At 69.4% G+C, this 24,790-nt stretch carries 25 protein-coding genes; 17 read left to right on the top strand and 8 right to left on the bottom strand.

Features of this window, described 5'->3' with window-relative positions:
- The first annotated feature begins 61 nt into the window (after nt 1–61).
- Together A5694_RS05675 and A5694_RS05670 are read left to right on the top strand one after the other, a co-directional pair.
- Nucleotides 62–682 (top strand): hypothetical protein, encoded by a 621-nt coding sequence (locus A5694_RS05675; protein ID WP_065018868.1) that lies wholly within the window; start codon nt 62–64, stop codon nt 680–682.
- A gap of 156 nt (nt 683–838) precedes the next feature.
- A complete protein-coding gene (locus tag A5694_RS05670; RefSeq protein WP_131809519.1) occupies nt 839–1,582 on the top strand; it encodes a hypothetical protein in 744 nt (247 codons plus the stop codon).
- Nucleotides 1,583–1,590: 8 nt separating this feature from the next.
- Here A5694_RS05670 and A5694_RS05665 read toward each other — a convergent pair whose 3' ends face one another.
- Nucleotides 1,591–2,424, bottom strand: coding sequence for a class I SAM-dependent methyltransferase (locus tag A5694_RS05665; protein ID WP_064920865.1), 834 nt, complete (start codon nt 2,422–2,424; stop codon nt 1,591–1,593).
- 81 nt (nt 2,425–2,505) lie between these two features.
- Between A5694_RS05665 and A5694_RS05660 the strand changes: the two genes are divergently transcribed.
- Genes A5694_RS05660 through A5694_RS05650 form a run of 3 tightly spaced genes read left to right on the top strand, consistent with a single transcriptional unit; the run spans nt 2,506 to nt 5,703 of the window.
- Entirely contained in the window at nt 2,506–3,291 is a 786-nt protein-coding gene (locus A5694_RS05660) for an enoyl-CoA hydratase/isomerase family protein (RefSeq protein ID WP_064920864.1), read from the top strand.
- A 23-nt stretch (nt 3,292–3,314) separates the two neighbouring features.
- Nucleotides 3,315–5,150, top strand: a complete 1,836-nt coding sequence (fadD11, locus tag A5694_RS05655) for a fatty acid--CoA ligase FadD11 (protein ID WP_064920863.1) — start codon at nt 3,315–3,317, stop codon at nt 5,148–5,150.
- Complete coding sequence (locus A5694_RS05650; RefSeq protein WP_064920941.1) at nt 5,125–5,703, top strand: DUF488 family protein; 579 nt, start codon at nt 5,125–5,127, stop codon at nt 5,701–5,703. The genes fadD11 and A5694_RS05650 overlap by 26 nt, the downstream gene beginning before the upstream one ends.
- Before the next feature lie 6 nt (nt 5,704–5,709).
- Here the strand turns inward: A5694_RS05650 and A5694_RS05645 are convergent, their stop codons facing one another.
- Nucleotides 5,710–5,922: a hypothetical protein gene (locus A5694_RS05645; protein WP_064920862.1), complete on the bottom strand. Its 213-nt coding sequence runs from the start codon at nt 5,920–5,922 to the stop codon at nt 5,710–5,712.
- 90 nt (nt 5,923–6,012) lie between these two features.
- On the opposite strand from A5694_RS05645, the gene A5694_RS05640 reads away from it, so the two are divergent.
- From A5694_RS05640 to A5694_RS05630, 3 genes are all read left to right on the top strand, one after another.
- Nucleotides 6,013–6,450: a nitroreductase family deazaflavin-dependent oxidoreductase gene (locus A5694_RS05640; RefSeq protein WP_064920861.1), complete on the top strand. Its 438-nt coding sequence runs from the start codon at nt 6,013–6,015 to the stop codon at nt 6,448–6,450.
- A 28-nt stretch (nt 6,451–6,478) separates the two neighbouring features.
- A complete protein-coding gene (ilvA, locus tag A5694_RS05635) occupies nt 6,479–7,780 on the top strand; it encodes a threonine ammonia-lyase IlvA (protein ID WP_064920860.1) in 1,302 nt (433 codons plus the stop codon).
- An 84-nt stretch (nt 7,781–7,864) separates the two neighbouring features.
- Nucleotides 7,865–9,214, top strand: a complete 1,350-nt coding sequence (locus tag A5694_RS05630) for a threonine/serine ThrE exporter family protein (protein ID WP_064920859.1) — start codon at nt 7,865–7,867, stop codon at nt 9,212–9,214.
- Between the two features lie 308 nt (nt 9,215–9,522).
- On the opposite strand, the gene glgX is transcribed toward A5694_RS05630, so the two are convergent.
- The 3 genes from glgX to ripD form a co-directional block, all read right to left on the bottom strand.
- A complete protein-coding gene (glgX, locus tag A5694_RS05625) occupies nt 9,523–11,664 on the bottom strand; it encodes a glycogen debranching protein GlgX (protein ID WP_064920858.1) in 2,142 nt (713 codons plus the stop codon).
- Nucleotides 11,655–13,865, bottom strand: a complete 2,211-nt coding sequence (locus A5694_RS05620; protein WP_109535605.1) for an acyltransferase family protein — start codon at nt 13,863–13,865, stop codon at nt 11,655–11,657. The genes glgX and A5694_RS05620 overlap by 10 nt, the downstream gene beginning before the upstream one ends.
- Nucleotides 13,866–13,935: 70 nt before the next feature.
- The gene (ripD, locus tag A5694_RS05615; protein WP_064920856.1) at nt 13,936–14,562 is read right to left on the bottom strand and encodes an NlpC/P60 family peptidoglycan-binding protein RipD; all 627 of its coding nucleotides are present in this window, start codon (nt 14,560–14,562) and stop codon (nt 13,936–13,938) included.
- 161 nt (nt 14,563–14,723) lie between these two features.
- Between ripD and A5694_RS05610 the strand changes: the two genes are divergently transcribed.
- Genes A5694_RS05610 through A5694_RS05595 form a run of 4 tightly spaced genes read left to right on the top strand, consistent with a single transcriptional unit; the run spans nt 14,724 to nt 18,399 of the window.
- The gene (locus tag A5694_RS05610; RefSeq protein ID WP_109535604.1) at nt 14,724–16,016 is read left to right on the top strand and encodes an adenosylmethionine--8-amino-7-oxononanoate transaminase; all 1,293 of its coding nucleotides are present in this window, start codon (nt 14,724–14,726) and stop codon (nt 16,014–16,016) included.
- Between the two features lie 41 nt (nt 16,017–16,057).
- Nucleotides 16,058–17,215 (top strand): 8-amino-7-oxononanoate synthase, encoded by a 1,158-nt coding sequence (locus tag A5694_RS05605; RefSeq protein ID WP_064920854.1) that lies wholly within the window; start codon nt 16,058–16,060, stop codon nt 17,213–17,215.
- Nucleotides 17,212–17,892, top strand: coding sequence for a dethiobiotin synthase (bioD, locus tag A5694_RS05600; protein WP_064920853.1), 681 nt, complete (start codon nt 17,212–17,214; stop codon nt 17,890–17,892). Before A5694_RS05605 ends, bioD begins: the two co-directional genes overlap by 4 nt.
- A gap of 3 nt (nt 17,893–17,895) precedes the next feature.
- On the top strand, nt 17,896–18,399 hold the full coding sequence (locus tag A5694_RS05595; RefSeq protein WP_064920852.1) for a 2'-5' RNA ligase family protein: 504 nt from the start codon (nt 17,896–17,898) through the stop codon (nt 18,397–18,399).
- On the opposite strand, the gene A5694_RS05590 is transcribed toward A5694_RS05595, so the two are convergent.
- The gene (locus tag A5694_RS05590; RefSeq protein WP_064920851.1) at nt 18,396–18,980 is read right to left on the bottom strand and encodes a TetR/AcrR family transcriptional regulator C-terminal domain-containing protein; all 585 of its coding nucleotides are present in this window, start codon (nt 18,978–18,980) and stop codon (nt 18,396–18,398) included. The genes A5694_RS05595 and A5694_RS05590 overlap by 4 nt on opposite strands.
- A 100-nt stretch (nt 18,981–19,080) precedes the next feature.
- On the opposite strand from A5694_RS05590, the gene bioB reads away from it, so the two are divergent.
- From bioB to A5694_RS05575, 3 genes are read left to right on the top strand one after another with little or no spacing between them, the layout of a single operon-like run.
- On the top strand, nt 19,081–20,079 hold the full coding sequence (gene bioB / locus A5694_RS05585) for a biotin synthase BioB (protein WP_064920850.1): 999 nt from the start codon (nt 19,081–19,083) through the stop codon (nt 20,077–20,079).
- Complete coding sequence (locus tag A5694_RS05580; RefSeq protein ID WP_064920849.1) at nt 20,079–20,315, top strand: hypothetical protein; 237 nt, start codon at nt 20,079–20,081, stop codon at nt 20,313–20,315. Before bioB ends, A5694_RS05580 begins: the two co-directional genes overlap by 1 nt.
- A complete protein-coding gene (locus A5694_RS05575; protein WP_082952518.1) occupies nt 20,312–21,004 on the top strand; it encodes a DUF2567 domain-containing protein in 693 nt (230 codons plus the stop codon). Before A5694_RS05580 ends, A5694_RS05575 begins: the two co-directional genes overlap by 4 nt.
- Here A5694_RS05575 and A5694_RS05570 read toward each other — a convergent pair.
- Both A5694_RS05570 and A5694_RS05565 read right to left on the bottom strand, forming a co-directional pair.
- Nucleotides 20,970–22,307 carry a lipase family protein gene (locus A5694_RS05570; protein WP_064920848.1) on the bottom strand — a complete coding sequence of 446 codons (1,338 nt, stop codon included), beginning with the start codon at nt 22,305–22,307 and terminating at the stop codon, nt 20,970–20,972. The genes A5694_RS05575 and A5694_RS05570 overlap by 35 nt on opposite strands.
- A 43-nt stretch (nt 22,308–22,350) precedes the next feature.
- Nucleotides 22,351–23,043, bottom strand: coding sequence for an NUDIX hydrolase (locus A5694_RS05565; RefSeq protein ID WP_064920847.1), 693 nt, complete (start codon nt 23,041–23,043; stop codon nt 22,351–22,353).
- Between the two features lie 46 nt (nt 23,044–23,089).
- On the opposite strand from A5694_RS05565, the gene nadA reads away from it, so the two are divergent.
- Together nadA and A5694_RS05555 are read left to right on the top strand one after the other, a co-directional pair.
- Nucleotides 23,090–24,142: a quinolinate synthase NadA gene (gene nadA, locus A5694_RS05560; RefSeq protein WP_064920846.1), complete on the top strand. Its 1,053-nt coding sequence runs from the start codon at nt 23,090–23,092 to the stop codon at nt 24,140–24,142.
- Nucleotides 24,139–24,790: FAD-dependent oxidoreductase (locus tag A5694_RS05555; protein WP_131809517.1), on the top strand; the 652-nt coding region annotated here is incomplete at its 3' end. The genes nadA and A5694_RS05555, both read left to right, overlap by 4 nt.

The following is a 24,790-nucleotide window of genomic DNA, read 5'->3' as shown; positions in this document are numbered from 1 at the left end:
GCGAAACCGCGTCTTAGCGTTGCTCGGGGGAGCAGCAGCCGCCCTGTTCGCCGGGTGCGTCATGCCGGCAGCACTTGCGCACGCCGGTGTTGCCGGCCCCTATCAGACCTGTGACGGGGCGACGTGTCTGGTGATGGGCATCGACAACCCGGACACCTGGACCTACAGCGGCTTCCGGCCGTACTTCACCGACTGGAAGGGGGACCAGGTCTACAACGTCGAGGTGGCCGCGGCCGACGGTTCCCTGGTCAACGCGGGCAGCTACGACATCAAGGTGGAGGACTACTGGTCGGCGTTGATGTCCAGCTCCACTTACACCTATGGCGCTTACACTCCGGCCGCGGACGGCGCCGACCCCGGCGCGTTCGCCGGCCTGACCGGTACGACGGTGTATAGCACCACCTTTGGCGACTTCAACCAGGTGACGATCAACGACGCCGCCAACGGGGCGACCTACTGGATCGTCACCACCCCGAACTACGTCAACACCGAGGTGACGATGGACGGGGCGAGCCAGGACTACATCCAGTACGCCGGAGATGCGGCGCCGACGCTGTTGTGGAATAGTCTCGATAATTCCAGTTATGTCTCGGTGCCTGACTACCTGATCCCGGCCGACCCGTGGGCCGGCTTGGACTTCGACCCCAGCGAGTACCTCGACGGCCAAGTGGCGGGACTGTAGGAGCAACGCATATGGTGTCGAGGCGAAACGAACCGGGGGCTCAGCGTTAACAAAAAATCTCATCAGATTCTGATATGAATCAGATAACACACGTGTAACGTTTGGTCACCTGAGGCGTCACAAAGCGCACGAGCAACAAGCTTAACGGAGGCAGTCATGTGGAAATCGCGTCGTCTTCTCACCCTGCTCGGGGTAGGCGCCGCTGCTGGGTTCGCCGCAGTAATACTGCCGATGTCGTCAGCTCACGCCGCCGGCGAGTCCGGCGGAACCTCTCCGGTGCCCGGATGGGACGGGCCGTACGAGACCTGCGACGGCGTGGTCTGCTTGGTGATGGAGCCACTGACGCGCGAAAGCGTCGGCCGGGACTGGTCCTACGAGGGCATCCGACCGTGGATCACCGACTGGAAGGGTGACCAGCTCTACAACGTCACCCTCAACGGCGATGAGGTCGGCGGCTACAACATCAAGATCGAGGACTTCTGGAACTCGTTCTACTCCACCTCGGCCTACCAATTCGGGGACTTCATACCGAACGCCGACACCCCCGAAGACCTGAGCGTGCTGGGCAACTTCGGCTATCTGGCCGGGGCCTCGATGTACACGATCAACCTGTTCGATGGCGCCTTCACCAACGTGACCCTCAACGGTGTGGGTCCGCACGATCTGAACTACTGGATCATGTCCGCCGCCGGCACCACCTACTCGGTGGTGACCGACCCGCTCAACGGTGTCTCGGCGGGTCTGATCCAGTTCGGCGAGGAGGCCCCACAGCAGCTGTGGAACAGCTTGTTCCACTCGTGGACCCCGGAGATCCCGGATTACGTGATTCCGAACGACCCGTTCGCCGTTCTGGACTTCAATCCGTGTGACTTCCTCGGCGGCTGTGACGTCCCGCTGTAGCGGGCATCTCAGAACTTGTAACGCAGCACCCGGGCTTTGCCGGCCACTGACTTGAACCGGCCGGCAAGCCGGGTCAGCCGCCGAGCCGCCGGGGGGAATGCGTCGACTTCAGCGGCGTGCGCCAGGCAGGCCTGCTCGACCAGGCGCAGCCGCGGCTCCCACCGCTCGGGGGTGTGCGGGTCGGTGAAGCCGGGGTTGGCCCAGACGTGGCGAAGCACGCTGAACATGCCTCGCGGCGCGAGCTTCATCCCCAGCGAGCTCAGCGCGCCGACCCGGCCGTAATCGTTGAACGCCAACTCGCCGGTCCCGAAGTAGTCGATAACCCGCCCCAGCAGGGCGATGACCTGTGGTTCGGTGAGAAAGGCGAACAGGCCGTCGGCGATCACCATGGTCGGTCGGCCGACCGGGATGCCGGCCGTCCAGTCCGGGGACGTCAGATCGGCCGCGATGACGTGCTCCGCGCGCTGAGCCGGCAGCAGCTTGTCGCGCAGGGCGACCACATGCGGGAGATCGATGCTGTACCAGTCGACGCTCGCCGGCGGCTGCACCCGCGCCAGTGGCTCGTTGAGCCCGGCGCCGAGATCCACCACGACGGCGTCGGGATTCGCGGCGGTGAACCTACGAACCCGGTCATCGAGCAGCTTGGCCCGCAGTGCCGTCTGGCGCACCACGCTGGCCGGGATCCGGAAACCGTCGAAGTCGTAGTCGATCAGGCCGACGACCCGGTCCGAGAACTCGTCGCCGAGAATCGGAGTCGGGGAGCGGTTGTCGAGGGCGCGGGCGTAGGCGGTGAGAAACGCGGTCTGCTCGAGGAGGCTGAACTCGGTGACGGCAATCGGCATGGGGTTCACCGTAGGCGACGATCGGACATACGCGGGGAAACCGGAACCAATGCCGCTACCGCGCCGCTAACGTCAACGCTCATGGAAACGCAGCAGGCGACCACCCTCACGGTGGCGGCCGAGGGGGCGCGTGGATCGATCACCTTGAATCGCCCGGACAAGCTCAACCCACTGAGCACCGTGACCCTGCAGGAGCTGATCTCGGCGGCCCGCTGGTTCGACGCCCGGCCCGCGGTCAAGGTCGTCGTCTTCGCCGGCAGTGGCCGGGCCTTCTCGGCCGGCGCGGATCTGGCTGCGTTCGCCGCCGCTGCCGACGGCGCGGCAGCCGTGCGGGAGGCCGCGGACGCCGGCCGGCGGATGGCCGAGGCGATCGAGGCCATGCGGGCGGTGACGGTGGTGCGCCTGCACGGCCACTGCGTGGGCGGCGGCGTGGTGCTGGCCGCGGCCTGCGATCTGCGGGTGGCCGCCGCGAACACCCGGTTTTCCATCCCGGAAGTCGACCTGGGTATCCCGCTGGCGTGGGGCGGCATCCCGCGGCTGGTCCGGGAGATCGGCCCATCGCTGACCAAAGAGCTGGTGATGACCTGCCGGCCGTTCGACGCCGCCGAGGCGAAGGCGGCCGGATTCCTCAACCGGGTGGTGCCCGAGGCCGATCTGGACGATGAAGTCGATGAGCTGGTCGAGAAGCTGGTCGGGAAATCCGCGCTGACGTTGTGCGGCACCAAGCGTCAGGTCAATGCGGTGACCGAGGGGATGGTGGTCACCGCGCGCAGCTGGAACGATGCCGATGCACTCGTGACGGCCGTGCACGATCCCGAGTCACAGGCCTCGGCGATGGCGTATCTGCAAAAGGTGAGTCGGCGCTAGTCAGCGGCGAGCAGGGGGGCGACATGACAAACAGCAAGCCGGTGGGCACCTTGTGTGAGGCGTTTCAGCGCACGGCCGCCATCGATCCCGACGCGGTGGCACTGCGAACCGTCGGCGGCACGCAGACGCTGACCTGGTGCGAGTATGCGACACAGGTGCAGCAGGTGGCGGCCGGACTGGCCGGCCTCGGGGTGCGACGCGGCGACACGGTGTCGCTGATGATGGCCAACCGGATCGAGTTCTACCCGCTGGAGGTCGGGGCTCAACACGCGGGGGCCACGTCGTTCTCGGTGTACAACACGCTGCCCGCCGAGCAGCTCGGTTACCTGTTCGGTAACGCCGGCACCAAGGTGGTGGTCTGCGAGCAGGCCTACGTCGCGGCGATTCGGGCCGCCGGCGCGTCCATCGACCACATCGTGTGCGTCGACGGGCACCCGCCCGGAACCCTGTCTCTCGACGATTTGCTGGCGGCGGGGCACGCCGACTTCGACTTCGAATCCTCCTGGCGCGCAGTACAACCCGACGACGTCGTCACCCTGATCTACACCTCGGGCACCACCGGCGCCCCCAAAGGGGTGGAGATGACGCACACCAACCTGTTGTTCGAGGCCCGGGCCCTCGACGCCGTGCTGGGCGTCCGCTACGGCGACCGCGTCACCTCCTACCTGCCGTCGGCGCACATCGCCGACCGGGCGATGGCGCTATACAACCAGGAGATCTTCGGCGTTCAGGTCACCGTCGTTCCCGATGTGAAGACCATCGCCGGGGCACTGCCCGACGTACGGCCCACCATCTGGGCGGCTGTCCCGCGGGTGTGGGAGAAGCTCAAGGCGGCAATCGAATTCGCTGTCGACGGTGAACCCGACCCCGACCGCCGCGCCGCGCTGCAGTGGGCGCTCGCGGTCGGGGCGAAGCGATCTGCGGCACTGCTGGCCGGCGAGCCGGTGCCCGGCGATGTCGCCGCGGAGTGGGCCCGGGCCGACGACCTGGTGCTGTCGAAACTACGGGCCAGGATAGGGTTGGACGAACTGCGGTGGGCGGTCTCGGGTGCGGCCCCGATTCCCAAGGAGACGCTGGGCTTCTTCGCCGGGATCGGGATACCGATCTGCGAAGTCTGGGGCATGTCGGAGCTCAGCTGTGTCGCATCGACGGCGCATCCGCGCGAAGCCCGGCTGGGAACCGTCGGAAAGTTGCTGCCGGGGCTGGAAAGTCGCGTCGCCGATGATGGCGAGTTCCTGGTCCGCGGGCCCCTGGTGATGCGCGGCTACCGCAAAGAGCCGGCCAGGACCGCCGAGGCGATCGACTCCGACGGCTGGTTGCACACCGGTGACATCCTCGAAGAAGACGCTGACGGCTACCTGCGGGTGATCGACCGCAAGAAGGAGCTGATCATCAACGCCGCGGGCAAGAACATGTCGCCGGCCAACATCGAGAACGCCATCCTGGCGTCGTGCCCGATGATCGGGGCGATGGTCACCGTCGGTGACGCGCGGCCCTACAACACCGCGCTGTTGGTGTTCGACGCCGACTCGGTCGGGCCCTACGCCGCCGCGCACGGGGTGGCCGAGGCGACACCGGCCGCGCTGGCCGCCGATCCGGGCGTGATCGCGCAGATCGCTGCCGGGGTCGCCGCCGGCAACGCCAAGCTCTCGCGCGTCGAGCAGATCAAGCGCTTCCGGGTGCTGCCCACGCTGTGGGAGCCCGGCGGCGACGAGGTCACGCTCACCATGAAGCTGAAACGCCGGCCGATTGCCGCCAAGTACGCCGACGAGATCGAGGAGCTCTACGCCGCCGAGCCCGGTCCGCACGTCCACCAGCCGCAGGCCGCCGAGGCTGACCGGACCACGACAGCCGTCTGAGGAGGGCAGCACCACGACACCAACGGTTTTCACCTTCGGCCACGGCACCGCGGACGCGGCGGGGATCACGGCGCTGCTGTCCGGGGCGGGCGTGGGCCGCCTGGTCGACGTGCGTACCGCACCGGGCAGCCGACGCAATCCCGACACCGCCCGCGAGGCGATGCAGCACTGGCTGCCCGACGCCGGAATCGGCTATCGCTGGGAGCCACGGTTGGGCGGCTGGCGCCGGGTCAAAGGCGAGAGCCCGGATGTCGGGCTGCGCAACGACTCCTTCCGCTCTTATGCCGGTTACATGCGCTCGGAGGATTTCCGGGCCGGTATCGACGAGCTGCTGACCGATGCCGCCGAACACCAGGTCGCGGTGATGTGCGCCGAGACCGTGTGGTGGCGTTGCCACCGCAAGTTGATCGCCGACTACCTCACCCTGGTCCGCGGAATCGAGGTGCGGCATCTGATGCACGACGGAAAGCTGCCCGAGCACCGGCCCACCGCAGAAGCGCGGCGTGATGGCGATGTGCTGGTCTACGACGGCCCGCCGCCGGATCCCCGATAGCGGCGTTCAGTGCCCTGACAGACGCCGTGACCCGAGGACGAGCCAGACCGCGGTGCACACCCCGGCACCGGCCAGCACCGCGGCCGAAGCACTGGCCGTGGCCGCGCCGACGCCCAGCAGGGTGATGACGCCGGCGGCCAGCGCGACCAGCTTGTAAACCGGCCAGGGCACACCCGCGATCGGCACCTGTTGCTGCCGGTAACGGTCGGCGGTGGTCATAGCGTTAACGGTACGCGATAACTAATTGTTAGGCCAGCCGAAATCTCGTGGTCGGGGTGTCGCGTCCGGTCGTCGGGCTACGCTGACGGCATGCCTCTGAGCGGAGAGTACGCACCCAGCCCGTGGGAGTGGTCGCGGGAGAACGCCGAGAAGTACATGGCCTCGGGCGGCACCGAGGGCACCGAAATGAAGGGCAAGCCGGTCATCTTGCTGACCAGCGTGGGAGCCAAGACCGGCAAGCTGCGCAAGACCCCGCTGATGCGGGTGGAGCACGACGGTGAGTACGCCATCGTCGCCTCACTCGGCGGCGCCCCCAAGCACCCCGTCTGGTACCACAACGTCAAGAAGAACCCGCGGGTCGAGTTGCAGGACGGCACGGTCTCCGGGGACTACGACGCCCGGGAGGTGTTCGGCGAGGAGAAGGCGATCTGGTGGGAGCGCGCGGTTGCCGCCTGGCCGGACTACGCCGACTATCAGGCCAAGACCGACCGCCAGATCCCGGTGTTCGTGCTGACCCCGGTGGGCTGAACCTGCTGCTGGGTGGCACCATATTGCGGTGTCCGCCGAACTGCGCCAGAACAGAAGTGGCCCCGACGCGGGCCCAGCGAAAGGTCCGCTGACAGCGGCCGACGTCGACGCGGCAGCCAAGCGGATTGCCGGCGTGGTGGCGCCCACCCCGCTGCAGCACAGCGACCGGCTCTCCGAGCTCACCGGCGCCCGGGTGTACCTCAAGCGCGAGGATCTGCAGTCGGTGCGGTCCTACAAGCTGCGCGGCGCCTACAACCTGCTGGTCCAGCTGACCGAGGACGAGATGGCCGCCGGTGTGGTGTGCTCCTCGGCCGGCAACCACGCGCAGGGGTTCGCCTACGCCTGCCGCTCGCTGGGTGTCCACGGCCGGGTCTACGTGCCGGCCAAGACACCGAAGCAGAAGCGTGACCGCATCCGCTATCACGGCGGAGAGTTCATCGAGCTGATCGTCGGCGGGGCGACCTATGACCTGGCCGCCGAGGCAGCACTGGCCGACGTGGCCCGCACCGGCGCCACCCTGGTGCCGCCCTACGACGATCTGCGGACTATGGCGGGCCAGGGCACGATCGCGGTGGAGATACTCGACCAGCTCGGGACCGAACCGGACCTCGTCGTGGTTCCGGTCGGCGGCGGTGGGTGCATCGCCGGCATCACCACCTACCTGGCGGAGCGGACCACCACCAGCGCGGTGCTGGGCATCGAGCCGGCCGGAGCGGCCTCGATGATGGCGGCGCTGGCCGCCGGGGAACTGGTGACCCTCGACCACGTCGATCAGTTCGTCGACGGCGCCGCGGTCAGGCGGGCCGGGGCGCTGCCCTACGCCGCGCTGGCCGCCGCCGGCGACATGGTCTCGGTCACCACCGTCGACGAGGGCGCGGTCTGCACCGCGATGCTCGACCTCTATCAGAACGAGGGGATCATCGCCGAGCCGGCCGGCGCGCTGTCGGTGGCCGGCCTGCTGGAGGCCGATATCGCGCCGGGTTCGACGGTGGTGTGCCTGATCTCCGGCGGCAACAACGACGTCTCGCGGTACGGCGAGATCCTCGAACGTTCCCTGGTGCACCTGGGCCTCAAGCACTACTTCCTGGTCGACTTCCCCCAGGAGCCGGGCGCGCTGCGGCGGTTCCTCGACGAGGTGCTCGGGCCCGGGGACGACGTCACCCTGTTCGAGTACGTCAAGCGCAACAACCGCGAGACCGGGGAGGCCCTGGTCGGCATCCAACTCGGGTCGGCGGCTGATCTCGATGGGCTGCTGGCCCGGATGCGCTCCTCCCAGGTGCACGTCGAGCCGCTGGAGCCGGGGTCACCGGCGTATCGCTACCTGCTGTAGCAGCGCACCGATCCGCCGCCGCAGGTGGCCTCGCGGCGCCGAACGGGTAGCCGAGGCGGCATGGTGTCATCGGAAACGAAGCGCATGGATGAAACCGACGTCCGGCGGGTTCTCGATATCGCCCTGCGATTCGGCCAACTGCTGTTGGGCTCGCAGGCCGGAACCGCTGATGTCGCCTCGAGCATGCTCGCCATCGCCACCGCCTACGGGCTGCCGCAGACCCAGGTGGACATCATGGCGAATTCCATCCGGGTGTCGGTGCCCCGCGGGGTTCCGGGTGCTCCGGTCACCGCGATGTACCTGGTGCAGTCGCGCTCCCTGGACTACACCCGCCTGCAGCTGGCCACCGATCTTGCCGAGCATGTCGTGAACACGACGCCCGACCCCGAGTGGGTGCAAGAGCAGTTGGACAGCGTGAACCGCGCCGCCCATCCCTATCCGCGGTGGGTGGCCACGGCCGGCTGGGCGGTCATGGCCGGTGGCTTCGCCGTGTTGATCGGCGCCGGGCCGCTGGTCGCGCTGATTTCGGCGGTCACCACGGCCCTGATCGACCGGGTCGGTCGCGTGCTCAACGGCTGGCAGCTGCCCATGCTGTTCCAGCAGGTGGTTGCCGCCGCCATCGCCACCGGTGTCGCCATCGGCCTGCACGCCGTCGGCTGGCTGCCCGCCGGAACCCCGGTCTCACCGGTGGTGGCCGCCAACATCGTGGTGCTGCTGTCCGGGCTGGCTACCGTCGGCTCGGTGCAGGACGCCATCACCGGCTACCAACTCACGGCCGTGTCGCGGGGAATGGACATCCTGCTCTTGTCGGTCGGCATCCTGGTCGGCGTCTCCATCGCGGTGCGGATCGGCACGGCGTTCGGTGTGCAAGTCCGGGTGAGCCCCGAGGTGCCGGTCGCGGTGCTCAGCGTGCCGGTGTACATGCTGGCCGGCGCGATCGGCGCGGCCGCCGCGGCGCTCGCCGGCTATGCGCAGCTCAAGGCGGCCTTGGCGGCCGGTCTTGCCGGGGCGACCGCAACGTTGCTGTTCTTCGGGCTGCAACTGGTGCAGACCAACCCGATCGTGAGCTCGTTTGCCGCCGCCGCGGCGACCGGGCTGGTCGGCACCCTGCTCGCGCCACGGCTGCGCGTCACCCCGCTGGTGATCATCATGGCCGGGATCATCCCGTTGGTTCCCGGACTGACGCTGTTCCGCGGCTTCGTGCAACTGGTCAACGGGCAGCCCAACGCCGGCGGCACCCTCGGGATGGCGGCCGGGCTGGCCCTGGCGCTCGGCGCCGGGGCGGTGTTGGGGCCGCTGGTGGCGCCCTCGGTGCGGCGTGAACTCAGCCGCTACCACCTGCGCAGCCGCGGACACGCAACCCGTCGCCTCCGCAGCCCGTACCGGATTCCGCAACTGGCCGGTATCCGCTACTTTGGGCGCCGGGCGGCGTAGCACGCGTTCGCGGCGACGGGCGCGGAGGTGCCGATCCGGCGGATGTCAGCGAGGCGGTGATTGTCGCAGAACATCTGCGCAGTGCGGGTCTCACCTGGCAGTCATTGAACCGTGGCCGCGCGCAGATATCGCCGCTCAGGTGCAGCAGCGAAGGTGGCGCGGCAGCCGATGTTGACGGCGCGGCCTTAGCTCATGGCTTCCGTCCTACGAGTGCACGGTCAGCGAGCACTCAGATTGTCGCTGAAAGCCGGGCAAACATCCTGCCGTCCCGGTGGAGCGACCACCGGCAAGATGGCGACACCCTCGGTTCAACGGCTCTTCTGCAGAATGATCAGCGAGCGGGCCGTCACTGTCACGGTTTGGCCGGCCGCGACCGTGAGATCGCTGGTCCCGGTGGGGTCGGCGGTGTCGATCACCGCCTGCCAGCCTTGGGCGTATTCGGTGTTCGGGGTGACGAAGTCCACTGGTGTCTCACCGGCGTTGAAGCACAGCAGAAATGAGTCGTCGATGATCCGCTGGCCGCGGACATCGGGCTCGGGCAGCGCCTCGCCGTTGAGGAAAACCATGATGCACCTGCCGAATTCGCTGCCCCAGTCCTGCTGGGTCATCTCCTGGCCGGCCGGGGTGAGCCAGGCGATGTCACGGACCTCGTCGCCGCCGCGGATCGGCCGGCCCTCGAAGAACCGGCGGCGGCGGAACACCGGATGGCCGGATCGCAGCGCGGTCACGGTGCGGGTGAACGCCAGTAGGTCGGCGTTCTTGTCGACCAGCGACCAGTCCATCCAGGACAGCTCGGAGTCCTGGCAGTAGACGTTGTTGTTGCCGCGCTGGGTGCGGCCCATCTCGTCGCCGTGCAAGATCATCGGGGTGCCCTGGCTGACCAGCAGGGTGGCCATGATGTTGCGGACTTGGTGCGCGCGTAACGCCAGAATCGCGGGGTCGTCGGTCGGCCCCTCCACACCGCAGTTCCACGACCGGTTGTAACTCTCGCCGTCCCGGTTGTCCTCGCCGTTGGCTTCGTTGTGTTTGTCGTTGTAGGACACCAGATCTGCCAGCGTGAACCCGTCATGGCAGGTGACGAAGTTGATGCTGGCACTGGGACGCCGGCCGGTCGCCTCGTACAGATCCGACGACCCGGTCAGCCGGGAGGCGAACTCGCCCAAGGTCTCCGGTACGCCCCGCCAATAGTCGCGGACGGTGTCGCGGTACTTGCCGTTCCACTCCGTCCACAATCCCGGGAAGTTGCCCACCTGGTAGCCGCCTTCGCCGACGTCCCACGGCTCGGCGATCAGCTTGACCTGGCTGACCACCGGATCCTGTTGCACCAGATCAAAGAACGCCGACAGGCGATCGACGTCGTGCAGTTCACGAGCCAGCGTCGACGCGAGGTCGAAACGGAAGCCGTCGACGTGCATTTCGGTCACCCAGTAGCGCAGCGAGTCCATGATCAGCTGCAGGGTGTGCGGGTGCCGGGCGTTGAGACTGTTGCCGGTGCCAGTGTAGTCGGTGTAGAACCGTGGGTCGTCGTCGGAGAGCCGATAGTAGGCGGCGTTGTCGATCCCGCGAAAGTTGATCGTCGGCCCCAGATGGTTGCCTTCGGCGGTGTGGTTGTAGACCACGTCCAGAATGACCTCGATGCCCGCCTGGTGGAAGGTGCGCACCATCGCCTTGAACTCCGCCACTGCGCCGCCGGCCTGGCGACTGGCCGCATACGAGTTGTGCGGCGCGAAGAACCCGAATGTGTTGTAGCCCCAGTAGTTCCGCAATCCCAGCTGCACCAGCCGATGATCGTGCAGGAACTGGTGCACCGGCATGAGCTCGATCGCCGTCACGTTCAGCGACTTGAGGTGCTCGATGATCACCGGGTGCGCCAGGCCGGCATAGGTGCCGCGCAGCTCCTCCGGTATTCCCGGGTGGGTTTGGGTCATGCCCTTGACGTGCGCTTCGTAGATGATCGTCTCGTGGTAGGGGGTGCGCGGTGCGCGGTCGGCGGCCCAGTCGAAGAAGGGGTTGATCACCACGCTGGTCATGGTGTGCCCCAACGAATCGAGCGCCGGGGGAGGCCCATCGCGGTCGGCATCGTTCAGGTCGTAGGAGAACAGCTGCGGACCGAATTCGAAGTCGCCGTGGAATGCCTTGCCGTATGGGTCCAGCAGCAGCTTGCTGGGGTCACAACGGTGCCCGGCGGCGGGGTCGAACGGTCCGTGCACCCGAAAGCCGTAATGCTGGCCGGGTCCGACACCGGGCAGGTAAGCGTGCCAGACATAGCCGTCCACCTCGTCGAGACCGATCCGGGACTCGGTGTTGTCGGCCTCGTCGATCAGGCACAGTTCAACGCGCTCGGCGACCTCGGAGAACACCGCGAAATTGGTGCCGGCCCCGTCATAGACGGCGCCGAGCGGGTAACTGTGGCCGGGCCAGACCGTGGGCACGCCCGGGCTCACCACCATCCGGTGGCCGCACCCATCTGCCGCCCGAGCTCCCCGGCCATGGTGCGCATATAGGTCGCCGACAGGTGATGGGAATCGTGGTAGATCAGCACGTTGCCTTCCACGGCGCGGCAGATGTCGACGTCGCACACGGCGTCGGACAGATCCAGCGGCTTGAGCAGCGGGAACCGTTCGACGAAGTCCAGGGTGGGGTTGCGGTCGACGAGGACTTCCGAGCGTTTGATGCCGCAGGACACCGCGTCGCCCCCGGAGGCCAGACAGTCGGCCGGCTGGAAGGGTTCGCCGTCGCGCACCAACCACGGCGTGTCCCGCACTCCGAGGATGGGAATGTTGTTCTCCGACAGCCGTTTCCAGATACCGATGTAGGTGCCCGGCATCACGTCGCCGGGTTTGATGTTCCACGGCCGGGTGGCGGTGGTGAACACGAAGTCCGGTCGGTCGGCGATCAACTTGTCCATGGTTTTGCCCACCCACTGGTAGCACTGCGGGTAGGGCGCGTTGTTGCCCATGATCAGCGGCACCTTCTCGGTGGACAGCGGGCAGCCCATCTTGAGATAGGTCACCACTTTGAAGTGGTGCTTCTGGCCGAGGATGTCCAACGCGGGCAGCCAGTGTTCGGCATGTGACCCACCGGCCAGCGCGACGGTGCGGGTGGCCTCCGGGTCGCCGTAGGTGCAGTTGATCAGGGCCGGATTGGTGAAGGTGCTGATGCACCCGTCCCGGGTGGAGCGCGGCAGGTCCTTCTTGGCCTCCAGGATGGTGGGCCGCATCCGCAGCTTGGGCACCCGCTGATGCTTGATCAACGCACGGGCTCCCGGGTAGTCGTCCTTGCTGAGCTTGGCCAATTCCTTGCCGCTGGCGCGCTGGACGGTGACGTGCTCGCGCCAGGTGAACGATGTCGCGGTCAGCGCCACACCCAGCAGCACCACCGTCGAACCCAACGCCAGCGTCGGGCGTTTCCACCAGCCCGCCGAGAGTCTCCGCCCGGGAATGCTCGTCACCGGGGTGGGCCCGGCGCCGGCCGGCGCGCGGTAGCGCAGGGGGTCCTCGACGAGCCGGGTGGTCAAGTAGGCGAGCACACCGGAGACCAGCAGGATCGCCGCCCCCTCCAGCACCGAAGCGTGCTTGTGGCCGGTGTAGGACAACCAGAAGATCAGCAGCGGCCAGTGCCACAGGTACAGCGAGTAGGCCATCGCCCCGAGCGTCACCAGCGGCCCGCATGCCAGCCACCGGTTAGGCCAGGGCGGTTTCTCGCTGGTGCTCGGCTGCGCGTGCCGGTTGGCCCCGGCCAGTATGAACGCCACCGTGGCGCCGACCGGTACCAGCGCCCACGGGCCGGGAAATTCCCGCACGCCTTCGATCAGGGCGCCGCAGCTCAGGATCGCCGCCAACGCCAGGGTGGCCACGGTGTTGCGCAGCCACATCGGCCAGCGGATGTAGGGGATGAGCGCCCCGGCCAGCGCGCCGAGCAGCAGTTCCCAGGCGCGGGCGAAGCTGTTGTAGTAGGCCAGGGCCTGGTTGGCCTGGTGGGCGACGATCGCATACCAGAACGACGCCACGGTCAACCCGGTGAGCAGCACCACGAAGGCCGAGCGCAGGTGGGTGCGCAGCAGCCGCCGGAAGGCGAACGCGAACCCGAAGATCAGCAGCAGGAAGCTGAGATAGAACTGGCCCTGCACCGACATCGACCAGATGTGCTGCAGCGGGCTGACCGCCTCACCGGCGCGCAGGTAGTCCGAGGCGGTGCGGGCCAACTCCCAGTTCTGGTAGTAGCCGAGGCTGGCCAGGCTCTGGTCGGCGAAGGTCTCCCAGCGGGTCTGCGGCTGGATCCAGATGGTGAGCCCGGCGCATGCCGCCAGCACCACCACCAGGGCCGGCAGCAGCCGACGAACCAGCCGGATCAGGTCCGGGATCGGGGACAGCGACGAGGCCGGGTTCAGCGCGACGCGCAGCAGCTTGCCGCCGAAGAAGAAGCCCGACAGCGCCAGGAAGACATCCACCCCACCGGAGACCCGCCCGAACCAGACATGGAACACCGCAACCAACGCGATCGCGATGCCGCGCAGCCCGTCGAGGTCGTGGCGGTAGAAACCGGCCTTGCGGGTTCCCATCACGGCGGCCGGCGCAGGGGCCGGATCGGGTGCGGAAGCGGGTACGGCAACCGGCGTTGCCGCCGGTCGCGGCGGGGACAGGGCAATCATGATCGCCCGATAATCTACCTAACCGGGCTGTAGAAACCGCATTCCAAACGCTGTGACGTCAGCCGGTGTGTCAGGGAATCACCCGGGTCAGATAGGGAACCATGTTGGAGGTGCGGGCCGGGGAGACCGTGACCGCCGGGTCGGTGCCCTCGATCATCTGGTTGTTGCCGAGGTACAGCGCGACGCTCTGCGTTCCGCCCGGGCCGTAGCAGAGCAGGTCGCCGGGGCGGGCCTGCGCGGGCGGCACCTTCTGGCCGACGCTGCACTGGTCGCCGGAGGTGCGCGGCATCTTGATACCGGCACCGGCGAACGCGTACTGGATGAGGCCCGACGCGTCGAAACCGACGGTGCCGGCCGAGGGCAGGCCCGCGCCGGGCGGGACCGCCAGGCCGGGGGTGGCGCTGCCGGCGACCACCGGACCCCCGGGAAGACCGCCGATCCCGGTGCCCGGCAGGCCGGTGACCGCGCCCGAGGTGGTGGCGGCCCTGGCACGAGCGCCGTTGGTGGGTCCGGAGACGTCGCCGCCGCCGTAGACGTAGGGCACCCCGCGCTGGGACAGGGCGCGCTGGATCACCCGGTCGATGAGCGGGCTGTGACCGGACTGCGAGATCGGCTCGGCGCCGGCGGGGCCGGCGGCGCTCAGCACCGGGGCCACTGCCGCCGCCAGTGCGAGTGCGGTGGCGCAGACGCGTTTCATCGGTCTTCCCCCTTCTCGGGTCGTTCACAACAGCAGCATCATTGGCCACTTCTGTCACAGAGCGTACCGGCGTTTACGCCCGGTGCGCCGCCGCTGCAGAGAAATTCGGCAACCTGTGACCGAACGGTTACGCCCGCCGACCTGCACTACTGTCGTCAGTCATGTCCGCGTTGACTCCCGAGCAGATCAGCGCCATCGACACCGCACATCTGTGGCACCCGTACAGCACGATCGGCGCCGAGACGCCCGCCCCGACGGTGGCGGTGGCCGCTCGGGGCGCCTACCTGACGGTGATCGTCGATGGCGCGCCGGTTGAGGTGCTCGATGCGATGAGCTCCTGGTGGACCGCGATCCACGGCCACGGGCATCCGCGTCTGGACGCCGCCTTGACCGCGCAACTGGCCACCATGAACCACGTCATGTTCGGCGGGCTCACCCACGAACCCGCCGCGCGGCTGGCCCAGCTCCTGGTGGACATCACCCCGCCGGGGCTGGACACGGTGTTCTTCTCCGACTCCGGTTCGGTGTCGGTGGAGGTGGCGGTCAAGATGGCGCTGCAGTACTGGCGCGCCCGCGGACGCCCCGGCAAGCACCGGTTGATGACCTGGCGCGGCGGCTACCACGGCGACACCTTCACCCCGATGAGCGTCTGCGACCCCGACGGCGGCATGCACTCCCTGTGGCGCGACGTGCTGACCGCCCAGGTGTTCGCCCCACAGGTGCCCCGCGACTACGACCCGGCCTACAGCGCCGCGTTCGAGGCGCAGCTGCAACGCCACCGCGACGAACTCGCGGCCGTGGTGATCGAACCGGTGGTGCAGGGCGCCGGCGGCATGCGCTTCCACGACCCGCGCTACCTCAGCGACCTGCGCCAGGCCTGCACCCGCCACGGCGTACTGCTGATCTTCGACGAGATCGCCACCGGATTCGGCCGCACCGGTGAACTGTTCGCCGCTGAGCATGCCGGCGTCAGCCCCGACATCATGTGTGTCGGCAAGGCGCTCACCGGCGGCTACCTAAGCCTGGCGGCCACCTTGTGCAGCACCGAGATCGCCCACACCATCAGCGGCGGTGAGGCCGGCGCGCTGATGCACGGCCCCACCTTCATGGCCAACCCGCTGGCCTGTGCGGTGTCGGTGGCCAGCACCGAGCTGCTGCTGGGCCAGGACTGGCGCTCGTGCGTCGGCGGGATCGGTGCCGCGCTCACCGCCGCCCTGGAACCGGCCCGCGAGCTGCCCGGCGTCGCCGATGTGCGGGTCTGCGGCGCCATCGGGGTGATCGAATGCGACCGGCCGGTGGACCTGGCGGTGGCCACCCCTGCCGCGCTGGCCCAAGGGGTGTGGCTGCGCCCGTTCCGCAACCTGGTGTACGCGATGCCGCCGTATGTCTGCACGCCCGAGGAGGTCGCTCGCATCGGTGCCGCGATGGTGGGCGTGGCCGGTGCCTTAACCTGAACGGTGTTCAAGTCGTCTCGAAGGAGCGTAGGGAGCACAGCGTGACCCGCACCGATCTGTCGCCACTGGCCTGGCTGGCCGAGGTGGAGCGACAGCGTCGCCAGGACGGGCTGCGGCGTTCCCTGCGGGTGCGGCCCGCCGTCGCCACCGAGCTGGACCTGGCATCCAACGATTACCTCGGGCTGTCGGCGCACCCGGCCGTCATCGCCGGCGGGGTGGAGGCGCTACGCACCTGGGGTGCTGGTGCCGGCGGATCCCGGTTGGTGACCGGCAACACCGCACTGCACCAGCAATTCGAGCAGCAGTTGGCCGACTTCGTCGGTGCGCCAGCGGGTTTGGTGTTCTCCTCCGGCTACACCGCCAATATCGGCGCCGTTGTCAGCCTGTCCGGGCCGGGCTCGCTGGTGGTCTCCGACGCCTACTGCCACGCATCCCTGGTGGATGCCTGCCGGTTGTCGAAGGCGCGGGTGGTCATCACCGGGCACCGCGATGTCGATGCGGTCGCCGCGGCACTGGCCGGCCGCGCCGAGGAGCGCGCCGTGGTGCTCACCGAATCGGTCTTCAGCGCCGACGGCGCCCTGGCCCCGCTGCGTGACCTGCACGAGGTGTGCCGCCGCTACGGTGCGCTGTTGATCGTCGACGAGGCACACGCGTTGGGCGTGCGAGGCGACGGCGGCCGCGGGCTGGTGCAGGAGGCCGGGCTGGCGGGGGCGCCGGATGTGGTGGTGACCACCACGCTGTCCAAGGCGCTGGGCAGCCAGGGCGGCGCGGTGCTGGGCCCGGTGGCGGTGCGCGACCATCTCATCGATACCGCCCGGACCTTCATCTTCGACACCGGGTTGGCTCCGGCGGCCCTCGGCGCCGCGTCCGCTGCCCTGAGCGTGCTGGCCGCCGAGCCCTCGCGCGCCACCGACGTGCTGCGCCACGCCCGCGCGCTGGCGCAGGTCTGCGGGGTGGCCGACCAGCCCGAATCCGCGGTGGTCTCGGTGATCCTCGGCGACGCCGAGGTGGCGGTGGCGGCCGCGGCCGCGTGTCTGGACGCCGGGGTCCGGGTGGGTTGTTTCCGGCCGCCCACGGTCCCGGCCGGGACGTCGCGGCTGCGGTTGACCGCGCGCGCCTCGCTCAACGCCGACGACCTCGAACTGGCCGGCCGGGTGCTCACCGAGGTGTTGCGCGAGCACCGCGCCGAGGCGCGATGACCGTCCTGGTCATCACCGGCACCGGCACCGGTGTCGGCAAGACCATCGCCACCGCAGCGTTGGCCTGCTGCGCGCGTCAGGCCGGCCTGGAGGTGGCGGTGTGCAAGCCGGTGCAGACCGGCACCGCCGACGGCGACGACGACCTGGCCGAGGTCGGCCGGCTGTCCGGGGTGACCGAGTTGTGCGGCAGCGCGCGATACCCGGCGCCGCTGGCTCCGGTCGCCGCCGCGGAGCAGGCCGGGATGGCGTTGCCGACCCGCGCCGATCTGCTGGCGACGATCCGTGCCGTCGACCGCCCCGGCCGGTTGACCCTGGTCGAGGGCGCTGGCGGGTTGCTGGTCGAGCTGGCCGCCGACGGCGTCACCCTGCGTGATCTGGCCGTCGACCTCGCCGCCGCCGTGCTGGTAGTGGTCAACGCCGAACTGGGCACCCTCAACCACACCGCCCTGACCTTGGAATCGCTTGCCGGGCAAGGGTTGTCGTGCGCCGGTCTCGTGATCGGCAGCTGGCCGGCCCAGCCCGGTCCGGCCGCCGCCAGCAATCGGGGAGCGCTGGCCCGGTTGGCGCCGGTGCGCGCGGCGCTGCCGGCCGGTGCGGCGAGTCTGGGCGGTGCGGAGTTCACGGCGATGAGCCGCGCCGCCTTCGAACCCGACTGGGTGCGCACCCTGGCGGGCTGAGCAGTGGTGCACTCGATCGAGCTGGTATTCGACGCCGAGACCGAGACGGCGATCCGGGGGATCTGGGCGCAGCTGGCCGCGGCGGGGGTGCCCAGCCAGGCCCCGGCCGCCCGCCCGCATGTGACCCTTGCGGTCGCTCAGCGCATCGATCCCCGCGTCGACGCCGAGCTGGCCACGGTCCTCGATCGGCTGCCGATCGACTGCACCCTCGGAGCGACGCTGATCTTCGGCCGCTCACACGGCGTGCTGGCGCGGCTGGTGGTGCCGACTTCGGCGCTGCTCGAGCTGCACGAGCAGGTCTACCGGCTGGCGGAGCCACACCTGGTTCCCGGGCCGCTGCCCAACGTGGCGCCCGGGCAGTGGACCGCGCACACCACGCTGGCCCGCCGGGTCGGCCCGGCCCAGCTGGGCCGGGCTCAGCGCATCGCGGGCCGGGCCGATATCCCCGGCCGGTTTGTCGGGCTGCGACGCTGGGATGGCAACGCCCGCACCGAATATCCGATCTAGACCGCGAGTCCGGCCCGCACCGCGAGGCCGTCGATGAGCAGTCCCAGCCCGAAGGCGAACGCGCTGCCCGGGTCGGCGTCGGGGGCGATGTCGGCGGCCCCGGCGGCGTCCCACTGCAACCGCGACTGCTCATCGGCGGTGAACCCCAAGACGTAGTAGACGACGGTGCGCGCCACCTGCCCCGCCTGGTCCGGGTGCACCCCGGCCGCGGTGGCGGCCTGCGCCAGCAGCGCCACGATATCGGCGGCGGCCTGCGACTGGCCGGCGGCCAGGCTCGCCGAGACCAGCTCGGCGCCGTCGGTATGCGACAGCAGCGCGTCGCGCAGTCGCGCGCACACCGTCTGGATGCGCCACTGCCAGCTGCCCGGCCCCGGGTCGGTGCAGGCCGGGCCCAGCACCCGGTCGGCAACCGCGCCGAGCAGTTGCTGCTTGTTGGCGAAATGCCAGTACAGGGCACTGGGGCTGACGTTGAGCTCGCGCGCCAGGCGGCGCATCGACAGATCGGCGATGCCGTAGTTGTCCAGGATGCCGGCCGCCGCGGCGACGATCTCCTGTTTGGGGTCAGGTTTGTGCAGCTGCACCCCGCTACCCTAACCTGAACACCGTTCAAGTCTTGAGGGGAGCACGTGTGACCCGCGGCGGCGACGATGCAGAGCGAAGCGATGAGGAGGAGCGGCGCGCATGACTGACGACATCCTGGCGCTGGCCCGTGAACAGGTTCTGGAGCGCGGCGAGGCGTTGCGGCGGGATCAGGTCCTGGAGGTGTTGCAGCTGCCCGACGAGCGGCTCGAGGAGCTGCTGGCGCTGGCCCATGACGTGCGGATGCGTTGGTGCGGCCCCGAGATCGAGGTCGAGGGCATCATCAGCCTGAAAACCGGTGGCTGCCCGGAGGATTGCCACTTCTGCTCGCAGTCCGGGCTGTTCCAATCGCCGGTGCGCAGCGCCTGGCTGGACATCCCCAGCCTGGTCGAGGCGGCCAAGCAGACCGCCAAGACCGGCGCCACCGAATTCTGCATCGTCGCGGCGGTGCGCGGGCCCGACGAGCGGTTGCTCGCTCAGGTCGCCGCCGGTATCGAGGCGATCCGCAACGAGGTCGACATTCAGATCGCCTGCTCGCTGGGCATGCTGACCCAGGAGCAGGTGGATCAGCTGGCCGCGATGGGCGTGCACCGCTACAACCACAACCTGGAGACCGCGCGCTCGCACTTCCCCAACGTCGTCACCACCCACAGCTGGGAGGAGCGTTGGGAGACCCTGCGGATGGTGGGCGAAGCCGGCATGGAGGTGTGCTGCGGCGGCATCCTGGGCATGGGGGAGACACTGGAGCAGCGCGCGGAGTTCGCCGCCGACCTGGCCGAGCTGGACCCCGACGAGGTCCCGCTGAACTTCCTCAACCCACGCCCGGGCACACCGTTCGGTGACCTGGAGGTGCTGCCGGCCGCCGACGCGCTGCGCGCGGTGGCCGCGTTCCGGCTGGCGCTGCCGCGCACCATGCTGCGGTTCGCCGGGGGCCGGGAGATCACCCTCGGCGACCTGGGCGCCAAGCAGGGCATCCTGGGCGGCATCAACGCCATCATCGTCGGCAACTACCTGACTACGCTGGGCCGTCCCGCCGAGACGGACCTGGAGCTGCTCGACGATCTGCAGATGCCGATCAAGGCCCTCAACGCCACCCTGTAATGGTTCGCGACCTGCCGGTCGTCGCGGCCGGCGTCTACAACGTCTACACCGGCGTGCAGATCGCCGATCCCGCCGGCGGGTCGGTCCCGACGGCCGCCCAGCTGGGTCTGGAACCGCCGCGGTTCTGCGCGTCGTGCGGGCGCCGGATGACGGTGCAGGTCCGCCCGGACGGCTGGTGGGCCAAGTGTTCTCGGCACGGGCAGGTGGACTCGGCCGATTTGGACACCCAGCGATGACAGCCCCTGGCGCGCCCCGGCTGACGCGGCGGCGGGCCTGCCTGATCCTGGCCGTCGGGCTGGCCGCCGCCGGGCTGCCGATGGGTGCGCTGTGGGCGTGGATCGCCCCGCCGATCCACGGCGTGGTGGCGCTGACCCGCGGCGGAGAGCGGGTGCAGGCCTACCTGGGCAACGAAGCCGACCATTTCTTCGTCGCGCCGTTTCTGCTGCTGGGCATGCTGGGCGTGGTGGCGGTGGTGTCGGCCACGCTGGCCTGGCAGTGGCGCGCGCATCGGGGGCCGGGCATGGTCGCCGGCCTGTCGCTGGGCCTGACCGCCGGCGCGGCGCTGGCGGCGCTGGCCGGTGCTGCGTTGGTGCATCGCCGCTACGGCACCGTGGATGTGGACGGCGCACCGGTCTCTCCCGAGCACCGGGTGCACTACATCGCCGAGGCGCCGCCGGTCTTCTTCGGGCACACGCCGTTACAGGTCGCGGCCACGTTACTGCTGCCGGCGGCGACGGCGGCGCTGGTCTACGGTCTCTGCGCCACCTGGAGCACCCACGATGACCTGGGCGGCTATCCGCCCGAGCCCGCCGGGCGACCGCCGCTGCCGGCGGTTCAGCGTGGCTCGACGGAGGAGGGGCGAAGCCGCGACCGTCGAATAAATCCGGCCGTCACAGCGGAAGGCGGCGCAGCGCCCCACCGGTGATGACCCGCGCCGCCACCACGCCCAGCCGGGCCAGGCCCAGATAGGTCTTGGGGTTCAGCAGCGCCGGCCACTGGCTTTGCACCGCACCGTCGGGCAGCGGCCGGCCCGCGAACCGGTCACGCAACCAGTCCAGCACCATCGGAGCGGACAGCGGGTGCAGCAGGATGTGCTCGCTGAGCAGGTCGCGGTGATAGGTCAGCCGGGCCCCACCGGCGGCATAGGTCTCGGCGAGCGTGTCGATGTCCTCGACGGAGATCACCTGGTCGTGGATGGCCTGCACCATCAGCACCGGGGGTGCCGGCACCGCGGTGCCCAACCGAGTGTCGTCGAAGACGTGCTGTACCGCGGGGTGCTCGATCAACTCGTCCAGCGGTTTGTCGATGTAGGTGTCCAGCGCACGGTGGTGCAGGCGCAGCACCGCCGCGGCAGTGGACGCCGACTCCAGCGAATGCAGCAGCGCACGGCCGTTGACCGTGGCGTGTTCCTCGATGACCTTGTCGAGTTCGGGATAGACCCGCGCCAGCGCGGCGATCATGATGGCCGGCAGCCCTGACCAGAACGACCCGTTCAGCCGTTGCAGGGTATTGCCGAGGTCGCCCACCGGTGAGCCGAGCGCGACGCCGACGACGTTGAGTTCGGGCGCGTAGCCGCTGCTGACCTCGGCCGCCCAGGCCGTGGCCAGGCCGCCGCCGGAGTAACCCCACAGCCCGACCGGGTCGTCGGGGGACAGGCCCAGCTGCTCGGCGCCCTGCGCGGCACGCACCCCGTCGAGCACGAAGTAGCCCGGTTCGTACGGGGCACCCCAGTGCCCGCCGCAGCCCTCGTGGTCGGGGATCGACACCGCCCAGCCCTGCGCCAGGATGGCGGCGATCAGGACGAACTCCAGTTGGGTGAACGAGCCGTGCGCCCAGGCGCGTCGGCGCAGTGCGTAGGAGGGGAAGCAGCGGCTGTCCACCGCGTCGATCGCGCACTGATACGACACGATCGGACACGGCCGGGTGCGATCCCGGTCGCGGGGGACCAGCACCGTCGTGACCGTCGCCTGCGGCACGTTGTTGCGGTCGACGGTCCGGTAGAGCAGCTGGGTGGCGACCAGCTGCTGGGGGATCAGACCCATAAAGGCCAGTTCGACCTCGCGGGAGCGCAGCACCGTGCCGGCCACGGCGTGCTGGAAGCCGACCGGCGGCTCATAGAACGGGTCCTCGGCCGGCCGCAGCGGACGGTCGCCGGATCGCAGCGGCTGGTGGGGTGCTTGCCCGATCCACTCGACGGAGGTTTCGCGGGCCAAGCTGTCCGAGTCCATCCCGGCATTGTTGCTTAAGAGGGCGTTAAGAATCCAGTCCGACTCACCCTGGCGGCCGCAATGCCGCGAATTCGTCGGTAACCCGCAGCTCGGAGTCGGTGAACCGGTACCGGGCGGCAGGGCGGCCCCCGCTGCGCCCGGAGCGGGCCGTGGTGCCGGTGCGGGTGATTACCCCGCGCCGGACCAGCACCCGCTGCAAGTTGGTGGCATCGACGGTGTAGCCGAGCACCACGCTGTAGATGTCGCGCAGCGTCGAGAGGACGAATTCCGTTGGCGCCAAAGCAAACCCGATGTTCGTGTACGACATCTTGGCGACCAGCCGACTGTGGGCGTGCGCCACCATGGTCGCGTGGTCGAACGCCATCGGGGGCAGATCGTCGACCGGATGCCAGTGGGTGTCGCCCGGCAGTTCGGGATCGGCCGGGGAGGGCACCAGGCCCAGAAACGTCGACGCGATGGTGCGCACCCCCGGAACCCGGCCGGGGTCGGAGAACACAGCCAACTGTTCAAGGTGGGCAATCTCACGCAGGTCGACCTTCTCGGCCAGTTGGCGGCGCGCCGAGCCGGTCACATCCTCGTCGTTCCGCAACAGTCCACCCGGGAGCGACCAACGTCCGAGCTGGGGTTCCCGGGCCCGCTGCCACAGCAGCACGTTGAGGCGGGGGCGGCGACGATCGAGGCCGCCAACCTGGAAGACCGCGGTGAGCACCTCGTGCGCGGTGCTAGTATGAACCATGTTTTCGATTGTAAGTCGAAAACCTAATTCGCGAGAGGAGTCGCGCATGACCACCCTCACCGACCCCGGTGTGCAGGCAGGCAGCCTGGCCGACCGCATCGTCAACTCGCCGGCCGGCTACAGCGGTGTCGAGCCCGACGAGGAGTGGGTGGCCGAGATCCTCCGGCTCAAAAAGGAACGCAACGCGACGATCCTGGCGCACAACTACCAGCTGCCGCCGATCCAGGACATCGCCGACCACGTCGGGGACTCGCTGGGCCTGGCCCGCATCGCCGCCAATGCCCCCGAGGACACCATCGTGTTCTGCGGGGTGCACTTCATGGCCGAGACCGCCAAGATCCTGTCCCCGGACAAGACCGTGCTGCTCCCGGACGCCCGGGCGGGCTGCTCGCTGGCCGATTCCATCACCGCCGAGGACCTGCAGGCGTGGCGTGATGACCACCCCGACGCGGTGGTGGTGTCGTATGTCAACACCACGGCGGCGGTCAAGGCGCTCACCGACTACTGCTGCACCTCGTCGAACGCCGTGGATGTCGTCAACGCCATCGACCCGGACCGCGAGGTGCTGTTCCTGCCCGACCAGTTCCTGGGCCAGCACGTCCAGCGCGTCACCGGGCGCAAGAACATGCACATCTGGGCGGGCGAGTGCCACGTGCACGCGGCGATCAACGGTGACGAACTCGAGGACAAGGCCCGGGCGAACCCGGACGCCGAGCTGTTCGTGCACCCGGAGTGCGGCTGCGCGACCTCAGCGCTGTACCTGGTCGGCGAGGGCCACGTCCCCGAGGAACGGGTCAAGATCTTGTCCACCGGCGGGATGCTCGACGAGGCCCGGCGCACCCGGGCGCACAAGGTGCTGGTGGCCACCGAGATCGGCATGATCTACCAGCTGCGCAAGGCCGCGCCGCAGGTCGACTTCGAGGCGGTCAACTCCAAGGCGGCCTGCAAGTACATGAAGATGATCACCCCGGCGGCCCTGCTGCGCAGCCTGACCGAAGGCGCCGACGAGATCCACGTCGACCCGGAGACCGCACGCTTGGCGGCACGCAGCGTGCAGCGCATGGTCTCGATCGGACACTCCGCCCCGGTCAGCAAGTGACCGGTGCTCCCGGCTGGCAGCAGCGGGCCGACGTCGTCGTCATCGGCACCGGCGTCGGTGGGCTGGCCGCGGCCCGCGCCGCACGCCGCGCCGGCCGGGACGTGGTGGTGCTCAGCAAGGCCGACACCGGCTACGGGGTGACCGCGACGCACTACGCCCAGGGCGGGATCGCCGTGGTGCTGCCAGGCACCGACGACTCGGTGCAAGCCCATGTCGCCGACACGCTGGCCGCCGGCGGCGGATTGTGCGACCCCGACGCGGTGACCTCCATCGTGGCCGACGGCTACCGTGCGGTCGCCGAGTTAGCTGGTGCCGGTGCGCAATTCGACTGCGATCCGGACGGCAGCTGGGCGCTCACTCGAGAGGGCGGGCACTCGCGGCGCCGCATCATTCATGCCGGCGGTGACGCAACCGGAGCCGAGGTGCAGCGTGCGCTGGACCACGCCGCCGCCGGCCTGGACATCCGCCGCGGCCAGGTGGTGTGGGAGATCCTGCGCGACGCCGACACCGTCACCGGTGTGCTGGTCGCCAACGCCGACGGGATCGGGGTGATCCACGCCCCGTCGGTGGTCCTGGCCACCGGCGGCCTGGGCCAGCTGTACCGGGCGACCACGAATCCGGGCGGGGCCACCGGCGACGGGCTGGCGC

This window comes from Mycolicibacter sinensis (assembly GCF_001667945.1).
In the GTDB taxonomy this organism is placed as follows: Bacteria; Actinomycetota; Actinomycetes; order Mycobacteriales; family Mycobacteriaceae; genus Mycobacterium; species Mycobacterium sinense_B.
Note: the sequence above shows the minus strand (reverse complement) of the source record. Positions and strands in the feature narration are given on the sequence as shown.